Annotated in this window: 11 protein-coding genes and 1 pseudogene; 5 read left to right on the top strand and 7 right to left on the bottom strand. The window is 64.1% G+C overall.

The window, feature by feature from the left end; genetic code table 11:
* Both A3E1_RS39740 and A3E1_RS0110610 read right to left on the bottom strand, forming a co-directional pair.
* The coding region (locus A3E1_RS39740; RefSeq protein WP_211215919.1) for a glycosyl hydrolase family 95 catalytic domain-containing protein at positions 1-2,159 on the bottom strand (2,159 nt) is incomplete at its 3' end.
* Between the two features lie 137 nt (positions 2,160-2,296).
* The gene (locus A3E1_RS0110610) at positions 2,297-4,270 is read right to left on the bottom strand and encodes an N-acetylmuramoyl-L-alanine amidase (protein WP_020520741.1); all 1,974 of its coding nucleotides are present in this window, start codon (positions 4,268-4,270) and stop codon (positions 2,297-2,299) included.
* A gap of 203 nt (positions 4,271-4,473) precedes the next feature.
* Between A3E1_RS0110610 and A3E1_RS0110615 the strand changes: the two genes are divergently transcribed.
* Positions 4,474-4,794, top strand: coding sequence for a hypothetical protein (locus tag A3E1_RS0110615; protein WP_020520742.1), 321 nt, complete (start codon positions 4,474-4,476; stop codon positions 4,792-4,794).
* A gap of 50 nt (positions 4,795-4,844) precedes the next feature.
* Here the strand turns inward: A3E1_RS0110615 and A3E1_RS0110620 are convergent, their stop codons facing one another.
* Complete coding sequence (locus tag A3E1_RS0110620) at positions 4,845-6,164, bottom strand: C39 family peptidase (RefSeq protein ID WP_020520743.1); 1,320 nt, start codon at positions 6,162-6,164, stop codon at positions 4,845-4,847.
* Positions 6,165-6,345: 181 nt separating this feature from the next.
* Between A3E1_RS0110620 and A3E1_RS39745 the strand changes: the two genes are divergently transcribed.
* Both A3E1_RS39745 and A3E1_RS0110630 read left to right on the top strand, forming a co-directional pair.
* Positions 6,346-8,145, top strand: coding sequence for a family 10 glycosylhydrolase (locus A3E1_RS39745; RefSeq protein ID WP_020520744.1), 1,800 nt, complete (start codon positions 6,346-6,348; stop codon positions 8,143-8,145).
* A 22-nt stretch (positions 8,146-8,167) separates the two neighbouring features.
* Positions 8,168-9,007, top strand: coding sequence for an amidohydrolase family protein (locus tag A3E1_RS0110630; RefSeq protein WP_040390740.1), 840 nt, complete (start codon positions 8,168-8,170; stop codon positions 9,005-9,007).
* On the opposite strand, the gene A3E1_RS0110635 is transcribed toward A3E1_RS0110630, so the two are convergent.
* Positions 8,984-9,949, bottom strand: coding sequence for a LuxR family transcriptional regulator (locus tag A3E1_RS0110635; protein ID WP_026208294.1), 966 nt, complete (start codon positions 9,947-9,949; stop codon positions 8,984-8,986). The two genes, A3E1_RS0110630 and A3E1_RS0110635, sit on opposite strands and share 24 nt — an antisense overlap.
* A 62-nt stretch (positions 9,950-10,011) precedes the next feature.
* On the opposite strand from A3E1_RS0110635, the gene A3E1_RS0110640 reads away from it, so the two are divergent.
* Positions 10,012-10,719: a PP2C family protein-serine/threonine phosphatase gene (locus A3E1_RS0110640; protein WP_020520747.1), complete on the top strand. Its 708-nt coding sequence runs from the start codon at positions 10,012-10,014 to the stop codon at positions 10,717-10,719.
* Here the strand turns inward: A3E1_RS0110640 and A3E1_RS0110645 are convergent.
* A complete protein-coding gene (locus tag A3E1_RS0110645; protein WP_020520748.1) occupies positions 10,703-11,476 on the bottom strand; it encodes an SDR family oxidoreductase in 774 nt (257 codons plus the stop codon). The two genes, A3E1_RS0110640 and A3E1_RS0110645, sit on opposite strands and share 17 nt — an antisense overlap.
* Before the next feature lie 71 nt (positions 11,477-11,547).
* Between A3E1_RS0110645 and A3E1_RS39750 the strand changes: the two genes are divergently transcribed.
* The gene (locus A3E1_RS39750; protein ID WP_020520749.1) at positions 11,548-12,267 is read left to right on the top strand and encodes a sulfite exporter TauE/SafE family protein; all 720 of its coding nucleotides are present in this window, start codon (positions 11,548-11,550) and stop codon (positions 12,265-12,267) included.
* Between the two features lie 1,049 nt (positions 12,268-13,316).
* Here the strand turns inward: A3E1_RS39750 and A3E1_RS48345 are convergent.
* Together A3E1_RS48345 and A3E1_RS49105 are read right to left on the bottom strand one after the other, a co-directional pair.
* Positions 13,317-14,705, bottom strand: coding sequence for a cellulase family glycosylhydrolase (locus tag A3E1_RS48345; RefSeq protein ID WP_407637357.1), 1,389 nt, complete (start codon positions 14,703-14,705; stop codon positions 13,317-13,319).
* A 72-nt stretch (positions 14,706-14,777) separates the two neighbouring features.
* Positions 14,778-15,260, bottom strand: a pseudogene (locus A3E1_RS49105) (discoidin domain-containing protein); the annotation flags it as partial.
* Positions 15,261-15,400 lie beyond the last annotated feature (140 nt).

Here is a 15,400-nt window from a genome sequence, read left to right on the forward strand (position 1 = left end):
GACCCAGTAGTGTTGTCGAGGTTGACGAATCCGGTGCCGGTGAAGCCTGCGTGGTTGGATTCCACGAGACCCCGGCTAATCGTGGCGTTCTCCGCCTGATACGCGGCCGTGCCAATGCCGTGCTTGAGCCGCAACGGCTCCCCAGCGAGGCTCCGCACGCGGACAAATTTAGTCGCGCCCCCGCTGCGCGATGCGCTCACGAGGAACGCGCCCTGGGCCAGGAAATCATGCAGCGTCGCGCTTTGCCACGCCGCCGGGACCGCCGGGAAGACGCGGACAATACCGCCCCAGCTCTGGCACAGCATGTCGTGCAAGGACTGTGACGCCGACAGTGGTGTCTCGACGACCGGCCCGGCTTCGGTATACATCGTGTTCGGCAGGCACGGATAGCTCGTTGTCTGGTCGAAGAACCGCAGCAAGTAGTTCAGCGCCGTGTCACCACGGCCCATCATCGCGTACATCGAGGCGGCGCCTGTGTAGCTGTACCCACGGTGTGCCCCGGTGAGCGCATGCCAGCGCACGATGCTCTTTTCGATCAGGGCCTGGTCCGCCGGCTGATCCCAGTTCACCAGATACAACGGGTAGACCATTAGCAGGTGCGAGTAATGCCGGTGCGATTGGCTATAGGGGACTCCGGCGCCAATCATAAAACCATTGCTATCTATGGGGTACGCCGTGAGGTTGTTCAAAATGCTTTGCCAGGCCGGCCGCAGCGGATCGTTGATCCCGAGCCGCGTGGACGCCTCAAGCAACGTCTGGCACCCCCAGCGAATGAGTGACAGGTCGTAGTTGCAATCGGGCGCCACCGTCGGGTACTCAGGCGAAAGCGTTGTCCCCAGGTGAAGTTTGCCGTCGCTGCCGGTGGTCAGGAAGTGGCGGTAGTAGTTGATGGCACGCTTGAGCACAGGAAAGAGCAGGTCCCGCAACAGGTTGTCGTCCATGGTGTGGCGGTAGGACAGCCAGATGTTGTGCAGTGTCCAGGTGAGGTCGCCGACTTCGGCACCGCTGCCTGGCGTGCCGACACTGCGCTGGCAGAACATGTCGGAACTGCGGCCCAGCCCGGAGGAGTCGGAACGGTAAGCACTCGGGACGTTGGCGATGAGCTGCGCTTGATTGTCGCGGATCGTGCTCGTGACGGCATCTAGTTCAAGGTGGTTGGAGCCATGGATGAGCCAGTACTCCAGCTGCACGTTGAGGTTCCACCACACGCCCGGCCATGGCGTTGGCTCCAGCCATGGGCCGGTGGTGGCCATGATAGGCCCTCCCGCACGGCTTCCAGCGGCGACCTTGTAGAGCTGAATCCAGTGAAACGCCTGCAACCGCTGATCAGGAATGGATACGAAGCTCTTGCGGTAGTAGCCGTGCCACCAGGCCCGGTGGCCGTCCACAAGCGACGGTGTGGCCGCGTTGACCCGGTTCAGCGCGGTGGCCTCGGCGCCCGTGCCGGGGAACGTGTGCGCGATCGTCAGGTAGAGCCATCCGCTGGATTCGCGATATGCCGTGGCGGTTTGACCGCCACCGAGCAGCGGCTGGGTGACCTGTTTCGTGCTCCCGGTCTGTTTCACGGCCGGGGCGGGATTGCCCGTGTACCCCGCGGGCGGCGTCTCCGAAGCGGCCCGTGGGCTGATCGCCTCCTGCGGATGAAAGTTCCACCTGACCTGCTCGCTGCCGCTCGCTGTGACGCGGACCGCCAGCACTTGGTCGTGGACCAGTGCCTGAATACTCAGCGTCCCGCTAGCGGTGGTGATGGTTCCGGTCAGTTCGGCGTCCCATAGCGACTGCCGCCAGTCGACGGAGGTGATCGTGCCGATGGGCTCTAGGGTCAGGTAACCCACGGGCAGCCGGGCCAGCCCAAACAGACTCCCGTACTGCGGGCGGTGGTCTTGTGATTCGGCGTGCTGAGTGCTGAAGCGCACTTGGTTCTTGCCCGGTTCCTTGTAGACCATGACGCCAAGGCGCCCATCACCCAGGAACGGACCCTCCTTCCACGACGGTGGCAAGCGCCGCCACAGCAGGTCCTGTCCGCGAAGGAAGGCAGCCCACTGGGCATCGGTGGTCATCTGATTGTCGAGTGGGACGGCCGCTGCCGAGGGAAGGGCATCAAGCCCGATGGCACCTGCTACCAGCGCAGTCGCGCCCAGGACGGTTCGTCGCGACACCATGTCGCACCTCCGCTACAGAATGCGTTCGAAAACATCGGATCAATCTGTATCGAAGTGAGGGTAGCTCGCCGGGCTTGATGGCAAAAGAGGGAGGATTCATAGGATCTTCCCTCTTTTGCTTCTTCGTTATTCGGTTAGAACACCGACGGGACGATGTCGACGTCGGCGAGGTTCACGAACATGAACCGGTGCCCGAACTGAATCTGGACATAGGTCATGTCGCCTTGGATGACGGTGCCATCGCCCGGTGACGACCAGTCATAGGTCACCGCCCGGTAGTACTCGCCCTTCATCAGGTTGCCCACGACGTACTTCTGTCCCGCGGGCAAGCTGTACTGCAACGGCGTGATGGTCTGGTAGGGAACGCCAGCCGGGTACGCGGCCTCCTCCGGGTAGGCCCGGCCGTAGACCGGGATGGAGGTCTTGCCCGCTTTAGGCTTGGCCACGAAACCGAACGACCACAACGCATTGCGCGCACTTGACGGGTTGTGGAACCAGGCCTTGTTGCCCAGGTACCAGATAGCCGTCCAGTCCCCGCTGACTTCGGCGATGGCGAACTGCTGCCCAGCGTCAACGCGTGCTCCCATGTCGGAAACGCGCATCGTGTTTGGCGTGCCGTCAGGCCGCAAGCCCTTGTCGTTGACGAGCGGAGCGTCGTGCGACGGTGCCTGGCGCAGCATCACCGAGGTCGAACCGCGCACGGGGCATGGCCCGGGAAGGGCCGGTCCGCTCGGGTTGGACAACGGCGGGCAGTTCGTGAACGCGGGCTTGTTGCTGGCGAAGTCCGGGTTGATGGTGACCATCCCGGTCCGCGAGGTGCCCGTGCCCCAGAACGGCCGCTTCAGCAAATCGAAGTAGTGACCCCAGTCCCAGTACGGTCCCGGGTCCCAGTGCATGGCCGGGACACGCGACGGCGTGATGCCGGGGATGTTGTCGTGACCGACGATGTGCTGCCGGTCCAGCGGGATGCCGAGTGCGAAGGCGATGTGCCGCACGAGTTTCGCCGACGTGCGGTACATCGTTTCGGTGTACCACGTGCCCTGCGCGGCGAAGCCCTCGTGCTCGATGCCGATCGCCTTGCCGTTGACATACCAGTTGCCCGCGTGCCAGCCGACGTCCTTGGCCTTGATGTGCTGTGCCGTCTGGCCGTCCACGGAACGCATCGTGTAATGCCAGCTCGCTCCCCAGTCCTTGTTCTGGCCGGCGCGAACGGTGCTGGCGTAGTAGCCCTCGGCATCGTGAATCACGATGTATTCGATGCGCTGCTCCTGCGGGCGGTTGGCCTTGTCGTACTGCCCGTAGAAGGTCTTGTCGGTTCCGTTGCCACGCAACGCGTACGCGGCGGGGAACCACTCACACGCGATGTCCAGTGGGCACTCCAGCCCGTCGGGACGCTCCAGCTTCCGCAGGCGCCACAAGCCAAGCCAGGACTTGTCCGGCGTGATCGCTTGCGGGGCAAGGGAAACCTGGCTGCCGTCGTCGGTCCGCCGGGCGACACCATCGCGGATCGTCGCGAACACCTCGTCGGCGAAAGCCGCCGCACCGTCTTCGGTGTCGGCGCCGGAATACTTCGCCACCGCGCCGTACCAGGCGGCCGGGTCGCTGTTGAGACCCGTTGGCGCACCAAGCTGAGCTTGGTAGGACGACAGGATCGCGGCACCACCACGGATGTTCTCGCCGGTCTCGGTACGCAATTCTTCTTTGCTGGCACCGGTTAACTCGGCGGCCTTGTCCATCGTTTGCAGAGCTTCGAGGCTGGGGGCAGGCTCGGAAGCACCGTGACCACCGGGCAACTCGGCCCGGGAGTCGTCCCCGCGGCGGTCTTCACCGACCGGCTCATGTTCCTCTTGCGGAACCGGCAGCGAACCAACATAAGCCGCATCCGTCAGGTGCATCGGCCCGAAACCACCGCCGGTGCTGGGTGTCCCGGCGTTGTAATCCCAGCGCGACTCCAGATAAGAAACACCAAGCAGAATACTTTCGGGTACGCCGAATTCCGCGGCCGCGGCACTGAACTCAGCTTGCCGAGAATCCGGTTCCTGTGCTTGAGCAGGCAAGGGACTCAGCACGAGGGCAATGCTGAGTGCGATGCCGATACGTCGGGCCATCGAACCTCCAAATAGAACGCTTACCCCGGTCACCCTCACGCTTCCAGCACGTTCTGTCAATGCTTCACGCAGAGTTACAAGTCTGCGTAAATGATTCACGACCCCATCAAAGAATGTCGATGGTCGCACTCCGCTGTTCGGCTGATTACCAAGAGCTTTAGCGAGCGCATAATCGTGTCACCATTTCGAGAAGGAAACGCCCCATGACCAGCGAACAGATAGCAGGAGTCCCGCTTCTTGCCGTGACGAAGCCGGGCAAAGCCTTGCATTTGGTTTGGACTTCCCTTCTCGTGACGGGAGTTGGCCTGTTCGCGGCCGGGTTCCTCTTATTGGCCACCGGCCCGGCATGTGGTGAACTCGCCAAGCCCGGCGACCTCTGCCAGGTCGGCAGTTCGGGCTCGGTCACCGCGGTGCATTACGCCGACGAGACGTCGGCGCCCTACCTTCTGATGCCGGCCGGAGCGATCGCCGCCGCCGTCGGCGCCATCGGAATCTCCCGCCGCAAACTCGTCCCGGCAGCATAAAGGCCGCCCGCCCACCTGGTGCGGAGAGCGGACGGCCCTGGGAGACCGGCTTACCAGTTCGTGGAGCCGGGGAGGTGCGGCCATGGCTTCCACCATGGCTTGATCAGATATGCCACGCCGCCGGGGCCTCCGGATGTGCCGCCGCTGGCGTTGATGCGCTTGGTCCGCTGCCAGGCTGTCTCGACCTGGTCTCGTTTGTAGACATTGCGGACCACATCGTTGGACGAGGACGCGGGATCGTTGATGATGACGTCGCCGGTCGAGGTGAAGCCAACGATGACGAACAGGTGGCCTGACGTGCTGTAGTTCGCACCGTCCAGTTCGGACGACAGGAACGAGATGCTCACCACGACCGGGATGCCCGCCTTGATGAAGTGTTCCGCCTCATCAAGCGAGTGCAGCCGGGTGACTTTAGCGTCGAGGCCGGGGAACGTGGCCGCGTAAGCGGTGTTGAACGGCCAGTTGCCGGCGCCGTCGTACTGGTAGTCGTAGACCATCCGGGCCGCGTGGTTCACGGTGTGGTCCGGGTATTGCGGGTTCACCCACGCCGTGTCGGCTTCGGACGGTTTACGGCCGTAGTACTCGATGACCATCTCCGTTGAGGTCGGCGAGCACCAGGCCGCGCCGCCACCGTCGTATTCCGGGTAGTGTCCGGCGTGGACGTTCTGCGAGTAGCGCGGAACCTTCAGCTCCGTGCCCCAGGCGATCCCGCCAGTGCTGGGCGTGACCGTAAAGCGGTCTGGGACATAGGAACTCATCGCCCCGAGCATCCACACTCGCGGCGAGCGCCACTGCTCCGGTGCGCGGTAGAGCGTTAGGCGCAGCTGGTATTTCTCCAGCATCACGCCATTGGCGACATCGTCGATCGAGAACGTGTCAGTGAAGATGGTCGACCAGGGGTCACCCTGGCGATTCTTACTGGTCCGCATGATGTCCTGATCGCCTGACGCCCAGCGGCCCATGACGTACCAAGGCGTCAAGTTGCCGGTGTTGTAGGTACCCTGCATTTCCACCTGAATCCAGGTGCCCGCGGGGGTGTAGGCGTTCCACGACACGACCTGCTCACTGGCGAGGAAGCCCACTGCCTTGACCGGTGAGGTCCAGGTCGCGTAGTTCCATGGCTTCGTGAGGCCCGTGTGCGGGTCGGTGTAGTCGGTCGTGCCCTGCGGCCGCAGCATCGTTATCCCCGTGCGCACCCCGGGGATAGCGAACGTGCCCTCATGCGTGCCGCCACGCCAGTCCGAGTAGGAATCCCACTCCTGGAACGTGATTTGTTCATCGTGTTGCACCGGCGGTGTTGCCAGGGCCGGTGCTGGGGTGGCCACGACGGCCAGGGCCATGATCGTCGCGGCGATTCGTGAAATCTTCACGCTTGGATGTTAACTATTGTCAAAGAATCACTCAAGGCTCAAACTTTCCTTCATGCAAATGCGAAGGTTAGCGATGACGGCTGTTCTCCTAGCCGGATTTATAGCAATACCAACGATTTCCCCAGCCCAGGCCGCTGTCTGCACGCCAGCCGCGGCCACGCCAAAGCAGCAATTTAGGGCAATGTGGATCGCCAGTGTCGTCAATATCGACTGGCCGAGTCAGACCGGGCTCTCCGCCGCGGCGCAGCAGGCCGAGTACCGGTCGTGGCTGGACCTGGCGGTGTCGAAGAAGATGAACGCCGTCGTGGTGCAGATTCGCCCCACCGCGGATGCCTTCTGGCCCAACGCTCTTGAGCCGTGGTCGCAGTACTTGACCGGCACGCAAGGCGTCAGCCCGGGCTACGATCCCTTGGCCTTCATGGTTAACGAGGCGCATGCTCGCAACCTCGAATTCCACGCCTGGTTCAACCCCTACCGGATCGCGATGACCGAGGACGCGTCCACTTTGGTGTCCAGTCATCCAGCGCGGCAGAACCCAAGCTGGCGGTTCCCTTATGGCGGCAAGCTCTACTACAACCCCGGCATCCCAGCGGTCCGCGACTTCGTCGAGGACGCCATGATGGACGCGGTCACCCGCTATGACATCGACGGCGTGCACTGGGACGACTATTTCTACCCCTATCCGGCAGCGGGAGAGTCCATTCCGGACAGTGCCACGTTTGCCCAATATGGCGCTGGATTCAGCAACATCCACGACTGGCGGCGCAACAACGTCGACTTGCTCGTGCAGGAGATGGGCCAGCGGATCCACGCCGCCAAGCCCTGGGTGAAATTTGGCGTAAGCCCGTTTGGCATCTGGCGCAACGCTTCCACCGACCCGAACGGTTCGGCCACCACAGGGTTGCAGTCCTATGACGCCATCTATGCCGACAGCCGCAAGTGGGTGCAGCAGGGCTGGATCGACTACATCACGCCGCAGATCTATTGGCACATCGGCTTCGCCACCGCTGACTACACGGAATTGGTGCGCTGGTGGTCAACCGTCGTAGCGCCAACGAACGTGCAGTTGTATGTGGGGCAAGCGGCCTACCGGGCCGGTGCCTCCGGGCAGGATCCGGCTTGGCAGAACACCACGGAACTGTCCGATCACTTGACGGTTAACCGCGGCTATCTCGAGGTGAAGGGCGACATCTACTTCAGCGCCAAGGATGTTCGCGACAACCGGATCAACTCGATCAGCACACTCGTCAACGCTCACTACACCAAGCCCGCCCTTGTGCCCGCTCACGGTTCCGGTTCCGCGCCCGCGGCGCCAGTCATCACCTCTGCGGTGCGAGGCGCCAACGGGGTTTCACTGACATGGACGGGCAGCGGCACCGAGTACGCCATCTACCGCCTAACCGCGCCCGCGGGCGAATGCTCGTTTGTGGACGCGGCGAACCTCATCAAGACGGTCCGCGGCACTTCATACACCGACACGACAGCCGCGGTGGGCACGACCTACACCTACTACATCAGCGCTCTCAACCGGTACCACAAGGAAAGCCCCGTCAGCGCGGGGCGGACAGAGGTGCCGGCCGGCCCTTTCCAGGTGATCATCGATGGGCCGACAACCGCCTCCTCCAACTGGGGCTCATCGTCGTTCTCCTCGCAGCGTTATGGGGCGGACTATCGCTTCGCCAATCCCGCCTCCGTAAGCGACGCCGCGTGGTTCCGGGCGAACATCCCGGCGGCGGGCAACTACAAGATTGAGATCTGGTACCCGGCGAACTCCGGCTACAACAACCTGACACCGCACATCATCGCGGCCAGTGGGGGCAACCAGACCATCAACGTCAACCAGCGCGTCAACGGTGGCGCGTGGCGCAATCTCGGCACGTTCAGCCTCACCGCCGGCGACCACAACATCGTGGGCGTCAGCAGGTGGACTACCGGTACGGGCTACGTTATTGCCGATGCCGTGAGGATTACCAAGGTTTAGCGACTGGGCTAGGGTGGTGGGCGTGCTCATCGACGCCCACCATCATCTCTGGGATGTCAGCAAAGGCTATGCGTGGCTTGACGATCCGGCCCTAGCTCCGCTGCGCCGCAGTTTTTCCGTCACTGACCTGCGCGCGGAACTGTCCGCTAACGGCGTCGATTACACGATCCTCGTGGAGGCCGGAAGATGCGCTCCGGCTGAGGTCGAAGAATTCCTAAACATAGCCGGGGGCACTCCGGAAATCGCGGCCGTGGTCGGGTGGTGCGACGTGACCTCGCCCCGCTTGCCGTCGTCGCCATTGCTTGTAGGCGCCCGTGACCAGATCCAGGGTCAGCCCGACCCCGATTTCCTTGCGCGCCAAGACGTTCACTCCGGCCTGCGCACCCTGGCCGAGCGAGGTCTCGTCTTCGATCTGGTGATCCGGCCCGACCAATTGCCTGCGGCCGCTGCCGCGGCCAGGGCGATCCCAGAGCTCACTTTCGTGCTCGACCACTTGGGCAAGCCGCCTCTTCGCTCCGGTGACTTGGGGCCATGGCGGTCCGCTTTGGAGCGGCTGGCGTTGCAGCCCAACGTCTATGCCAAACTGTCGGGTCTGGTAACTGAGGCCGCGTGGGACAGCTGGACCGTCGCCGACCTCGTGCCGCCCGTTGACGCGGCCCTAGGGCTCTTCGGAGCTGACCGCCTGATGTTTGGGTCCGACTGGCCGGTCTGTTTGCTCGCAGCGTCCTATAGGGACGTCAAAGCGTCCGTTGACGAGACGCTGGCTCAGCTCAGCGCGGCCGAGCGTGAGCAAATCTTCAGCGGCACGGCGATCCGGGCCTACGGCTTGAGCGGCCTTCTAGGAGCGGCGGGCAGCCCATAGAGCCGCCTCGGTGCGTGAGGCCAGGCCCGTCTTTCTGAGCAGATTGGACACATGCACCGCGACCGTCCGGATAGAGATGCCCATCGAACGGGCCATCTGCTTGTTGGACAGCCCTGCCGCGAGAAACGCCAGGACCTCCTGCTCGCGGGCGGTCAGGGTGGACGGCTCCTGGGACAGGAGCTGAAGATGACCGGGCATGGGCTCGCTGAGCAACGCGGTTGGTGGTGCGCCAGCGGTCGCGGCGAGGAGCTCAGACAGCCAGTAGGGATTGCCCTGGGTCCGCTCCCACACTCCATTCACGACATCGGCCGGCATGCTTTCGGCGTACCGGCTGAAAAGGATCGTGGCGACCTCGGGCTCGGGCAAAGGTCCTAGATGTTGCCGCACGGCCCTGGGGGTTCCGGAGAGCCGTGCGACGGTGCGGGCGACGAGTTCGGTTTCCGGCTGCCTGCTCGCGACCAGCAGCAGCGCGGGCAGCTCGGCGGCCGTGGCTAGCTCGCCCAGCAGATTGAGGCTCGCCGGGTCGAGCGCGTGCAGGTCGTCCGCGACGATGACGGCTGGGCCTTCCTTGACGAGCTCGTGCACGGCTTTTGTGGCGATACGCAGCAAGGCTGAAGGCGCATAACGCTCTTTGGGGACATCTGGGTCCTGCGCCAGCCAGGCCAGCGCGTCCTTAGGGATCGCAAGGTCTCCGGCCTGCGCATTAGTGAGCGCGGAGGCTAGCCAGTCATAGGGTGCTGGCGTGTGCAGCCGGGCGGTGCCTAGGATCACCGTGGCGGGCACCGGATCCAGAGCTTCGAGGGCCGCTGCGATCAGGCGGGATTTGCCGAGGCCGGGAGCGCCGGTAATAACTACCGTGCACGGTGCTTTCGCGAGCTGCGACCAGACCCCTACGATCTCCGCAAGCTCGCCGGCTCGTCCGACCATGGGCACCGGCAACACGGGCACCAGAATACGCATTAATGCTTAGTGACTCAGACATGCGGTTTCGGCAGGCTGGAGGGATGAGCGTGACCCTGAACGCGGCGGTCGTCAGCGACCTAGGGATGCTCCGTCCAAACAATGAGGATGCGGCATTCGCTGGCAGCCGGGTCATCGCGGTCGCCGACGGCATCGGAGGCGGGCCAGCTGGCGAGGTGGCCAGCCAGATCGTCATCCGGGCGATCGAGGCAGCCGACGACCCTGAGATCGATCCCTTGCCCGCATTGAGGCGAGCCGTGGAAACCGCCAACCGCCTGATCAAAGAGGCCGTAGAGGCGGATCCGGCAGCCGAGGGCATGGGGACGACGCTCACCGCGATCGTGCTGGCCGGTGCGGTGGCCTCGATGGTCCACATTGGAGACTCGCGGGCCTATCTGTTTCGCGACAGTTCGCTACACCAAATCACCCGTGATGACACCTATGTCCAGAACCTTGTCGACGATGGTCTGATCACCGCCGACCAGGCACGGCATCACCCGCACAAGTCAGTCATCACCCAGTCGTTGCAGGGACGCACATTCTCCGCTCGGTACTCCACGGTCGCTATCTCGCCTGGCGACGTGTTCCTGCTGTGCAGTGACGGACTGTCCGACATCGTGACGGACGAAGCGATCGAGAATGTCCTGCGGACCGTCACCGATCCCCACGCGGCAGCTGAGCGGCTCGTCAAGCTCGCCCTTCAGGCCGGCGCTCCCGACAACGTCACGGTCATCGTCACCCAGCCTGCATAAGCTTGCGCACGCCGTGCAGCCAGCGGTCCGGGTTAGCGGCCTTACGCTGCTGGAACGTCGCCACTTCCGGGTGCGGCAGGATGAGGAACCGTTGCGCGGCAAGGCCTTCGATGACGGACTCGGCGACCTCTTCCGGCTCTAGGATCTTTCCCGCGTTCGCGACGGCCAGCGCCGCTGGATCACCCGCGTTGATGCCGTCCATGAGCATCGGCGTCCGTACGCCCTGTGGGCACAGGACGCTGACGTTGATGCCACGCCCGCCATACATGGCCGCGAGCCACTCCGCGAACGCGACGGCCCCATGTTTGGTGACGTTGTATGGAGCGTCGCCCAGCGAGATGAGCAGGCCAGCCGCGCTCGCCGTGTGCAGCAAATAGCCTTCGCCGCGTTCGAGCATCTGGGGCAGCGCGGCTTTGGCCGAGTGCACGTGCGCGAGCACGTTGATCTCCCAGGACTTCGCCCACTGCTCAGGAGTCGCGTCGAGCCCTTTGCCGGTCGCGATGCCAGCGTTAGCGCAGAACAGGTCGACGTGACCAAGTTCTTGTTCCGCTGTTTGCACCAGCGCTTTGACATCGTCCTCATTGGACACATCAGTCGCGACGGCTATGGCATTCAGTTCGCTGGCTAGTTGCTCGGGAGCTGTAATGTCCGAAAGCACCATTTTCGCGGCGCCCTCGGCGTGGAACCGTCTCGCGAGCGCGGAGCCAATGCCACCCGCCGCACCTGTGATGACGACCGTCTTCCCAGCGATCCGCATGATGCGCTACCTTCCCTCCCACGCCGGCATACCGTCCGGTCGGTTTGCATCACGATAGGGGCGCGGAGCGTTTGAGTACATACCTGATCTGCTTCCTGATTCTCACGCTTGCGGCGTTTGCGCAAACCGTTTCGGGATTCGGATTCGCTCTGGCCGCCGTGCCTTTGCTGTCGCTCGTGATCGATCCGGTCACGGCGGTAGTGACGGCGACGCTGGGGAGCGTGCTGTTGTGCTTGATCACCGCTGTCGCTGACCGTGCTCACATCGATTGGCGTTCGTCCTGGACGCTGACCCTCACCTCCGTGCTCGGCATGCCGTTTGGGCTGCTTTGCTTGACCTTGTTGCCCGCTTCGGTCCTTCGTGCCGTGATCGCCGTCGTTGTTGTGGCCTGCCTGTTCTTAGTCTGGCGGCGCTGGCAGTTGCGTCCCGGGATCTGGCGCGTTGGCGTCGCCGGGGCCGTCTCGGGCGTGCTGCAAACAGCGACAGGCACGAATGGCCCGCCGTTGGTCGCCGCGCTTCAGGCGCTAGGCCTCGACCCGCGTCAGTTCCGGGCCACCTTGGCCGCGACCTTCTGCGTCGGCGGTGCGTTCGCCATCACCGGATTCGCCGTGTCCGGAGTGGTCACCCGCGAAGCCGTGCTGCTCAGCGCACTCAGCCTCGTCGCCACCGGCATCGGCGGCCTAGCCGGGCACCGCGTCTTCCTGCGCATCGACCCCGCCCGCTTCCGCCACGTCGTCCTCGTCGCCCTCGCAGGCTGCGCCGCCGCCGCCATCCTCAACGCCACCTTCTAGCCGGGCTTCCCCCGCCCGCCTTCCCTCCACCTCCCACCTCCCCGGCGCCGCCTGCTTTCCCCGCTGCGATTGCCTCCGTGCCCGCCCTCCATCTGCCTGCCGCGCCCGCCTTCCGCTTGGCTTTCGCGCGCTTTCGCACAGCGCCGCCTGTCTTTGTTCCCCTTTCCATGCCGCGCGCCTTACTCGCGGACCCGGTCGGCGCAGCCTTGCACTCTTTCGCAAGCGCAGCTCCGTGACGCCCGCCTTCCCGGCTGCCTGCTTTCGCTGTTGCGAACCGCTTCTCCGGCCGTCCACTGTCCCTTTGCTGGTTCCCAGGAGGTGTTGGCCGCAGGCCTTGCCCGCTTTGGGCTGTTTGGTGGCGGGCACTTGATCGTGATCCACATCCATTTAGCTGATCGGCATCCCTTGGGACGTGATCAAACCGCCTGTGGATCACGTCCCAAGAGATGTCGATCAAGTGTGGCGGGTTCGAGATCCCTTTTGGACGGTCCTCACCACTTCAGCAATGGGTCCTGAAACGACGATCGGCGCGAAGTGAAAGCCGACGAGATGCGAGACGCGCGGTCGGACGGGAGGAGTGCGGCCGGAAGCGAAAGGAGACCCGGTTGGGGAGAGCCATCAGGCCGCGGGCGTGGGCAAGCGGCGGGATGGAAGGGGACGGCGGTGGAAAGGGGGACGGCCAGGGAAGGAAACAGGTGCGAGCCCGGCAGTTCGGGGCTGCGAGGCGAAGAGAGCGGAACCCGGGACAGGCAAGCGGCAAGGACAAGAGAAGGCAAGGCACGAAGGTTGAGGATTTCGCGGGCGAATGGGAGGGCAAGCGGGGGAGGGAAGAGGGCGGGGTGCAGGTGAGCCGGGAGGGAGGGGATCGAGGTTAGTGGTAAGGAAAGGGGAGGGTGAGTGGGGAAGAGATGGGGATGCGCGGAGGTGGCGGCCTCGCGGGAGGGACGGCCGGGACCACGGCGGGCATCGGAAATAGGTTGGTATTAAAGAGAAAGTCCGGTCGTTGCGCTGGGACGGGAGCGCAACGACCGGACGTTAGGGGGACGGGATCAGCTGGTGGGGAAGTTGTCCGCGGTGCGGATGCGGTCGCGGATCCAGACGCCGGCTTCCTTCAGGCGGGACGTGCCGGAGAAGGAGCCGCCGGGGCAGGTGCCCGGGGTGAAGACGGCGCCGCTGCGGCCGTCGTCGGAGTAGTTCCAGTTGACCCAGCTGATTTTCTTGGTAGCCATCAGGTCCAGGTAGGCCTGTGACTGGGTGAAGTTGTTCGAGCCTTCGCCGGCGGAGTTCTGGGTGCCGAACTCGGTGACGAACATCGGGATGCGGTCAGCCGCACGAGACAGCGTGTTCAAGTAGTTGCTGCCGTGCGAGGCCGCGTAGAAGTGGAAGGTGTACATGATGTTCGTGGCGTTGACCGGGCTGTTGATGACCTCGGTTTCGCTGGAGCCGTCGGAGACGCCCAGTGAGGACCAAGCCCGGGTGCCCACGAGCACGACGCCGTCGGGGTCTTGGGCGCGGATCACGGGGATGAGCTGCTCCGCGTAGCTCTTGACAGCCGACCAGCTGACGCCGTTGGGCTCGTTCGCGATTTCGTAGATGATGTTCGGCTTGTTGCCGTGCCGTTGCGCGATCTCAGTGAAGAACGTCTTGGCGCGGGCGAGGTTGTAGTTGGGGTCGCCGGGGGTCAGCATGTGCCAGTCGACGATGGCATACATGCCCTTCGCGACCACGAGGTCGATGAAGCTGTGCATGCGGTCGGTGAACAGGCGGGGGTTGGTTTCGTAACCCTCTTCCTGGATGTACATGGAAAGGCGCATGACGTCGGCCTTCCAGTCGTCGGCGAGGGCGCCGACGGAAGCGGTGTTGACGCACTGCGGGAACCACTGGATGCCGTGCGTTGACATACCGCGCAGCTGGATCGGCTGGTTGAAGCGGTTGCAGAGCTTGACACCACACACGTGCAACTGTCCGTTGATGGAGACCGGGGTGCCGGTGGGCGGAGTCGGTGAGGTCGTGGGCGAGGTGGTCGGCGAGGTGGTCGGTGACGGGGTTCCAGCCGTGCCGTAGACCTCGACCTCGAACAGTGAGTAGCCGTAAGCGGTGCCGCGCTGGGTGCCGTAGACGCGCACGTAACGTCCTGTGCCGGACAGTCCGGTCAGGTCGTCGGTGGCGCCGTTTCCGGTGGTGGTGCTGAAGATGCTCGCCCAGTTGCTGCCGTCATTGGACGTCTCGATCCGGTAAGCCTTGCCATAAGCGGCTTCCCACGTCAGCTTGACGCGGCTGATCGAGGCGGTGACACCGAGGTCGACGCGAATCCACTGTGGATCGACAGCCTCGACGCTGGCCCAGCGGCTGCCGGAGTTGCCGTCAAAGGCCTTCTCCGGGCCGAAAGTGCTGTCTTCGGTAGATGACGCTGTGGCCGGCTTGCCTTGGGACAGCAAGCCTGAGGCCGGTGGCGTGGTCGGCGGGGTGCCCGTGTCGCCGTAGACCTCGACCTCGAACAGTGAGTAGCCGTAAGCGGTGCCGCGTTGCGTGCCGTAGACGCGCACGTAACGTCCTGTGCCGGACAGTCCGGTGAGGTCGTCGGTGGCGCCGTTTCCGGTGGTGGTGCTGAAGATGCTCGTCCAGGTGTTGCCGTCGGCTGAGGTTTCGACGCGGTAGGACTTGCCGTAGGCGGCTTCCCACGTGAGCTTCACGCGGCTGATGGCATAGCTGCTGCCGAGGTCGACGCGGATCCACTGGGGATCGACGCCCTCGACGCTGGCCCAGCGGGTGCCGGAGTTGCCATCAAAGGCCTTCTCCGCGCCGAAGGTGGCATCCTCCACAGAGGACGCTGTGGCTGGCTTGCCCTGAGACAGCAGCGTCTCGGCAGCCCAGCTCTGGCTGGTCATCACCAGCGCGGTGGCCGCGAAGACAGCTGCGCCCACGGCGGCGCCGAGTTTCACGGCAGGGCGCCTGCCGAGAAATCTTGTTAACGAACTGGAACGGCTGGTCATTTTCACTCCTGTTCGAAAGTTAAACTAACTAACTATCTGATCGCACAATGAACCCTATAAAGCGGTGTATGTCAATGGGGCTTATGCTGGGCTTAGGGTTCCGGCTAGCCGGTGGGGCTAGCCGGACCGCCCTAACTGGA

This window comes from Catelliglobosispora koreensis DSM 44566 (genome assembly GCF_000379685.1).
GTDB lineage: Bacteria > Actinomycetota > Actinomycetes > Mycobacteriales > Micromonosporaceae > Catelliglobosispora > Catelliglobosispora koreensis.

What these genes read in the sequence shown, in the direction of transcription:
- A3E1_RS0110610 (WP_020520741.1), bottom strand. Translation starts at nt 4,270, where the DNA reads ATGGCCCGACGTATCGGCATCGCACTCAGCATTGCCCTCGTGCTGAGT.
- A3E1_RS0110615 (WP_020520742.1), top strand. Translation starts at nt 4,474, where the DNA reads ATGACCAGCGAACAGATAGCAGGAGTCCCGCTTCTTGCCGTGACGAAG.
- A3E1_RS39745 (WP_020520744.1), top strand. Translation starts at nt 6,346, where the DNA reads ATGTGGATCGCCAGTGTCGTCAATATCGACTGGCCGAGTCAGACCGGG.
- A3E1_RS0110640 (WP_020520747.1), top strand. Translation starts at nt 10,012, where the DNA reads ATGAGCGTGACCCTGAACGCGGCGGTCGTCAGCGACCTAGGGATGCTC.
- A3E1_RS0110645 (WP_020520748.1), bottom strand. Translation starts at nt 11,476, where the DNA reads ATGCGGATCGCTGGGAAGACGGTCGTCATCACAGGTGCGGCGGGTGGC.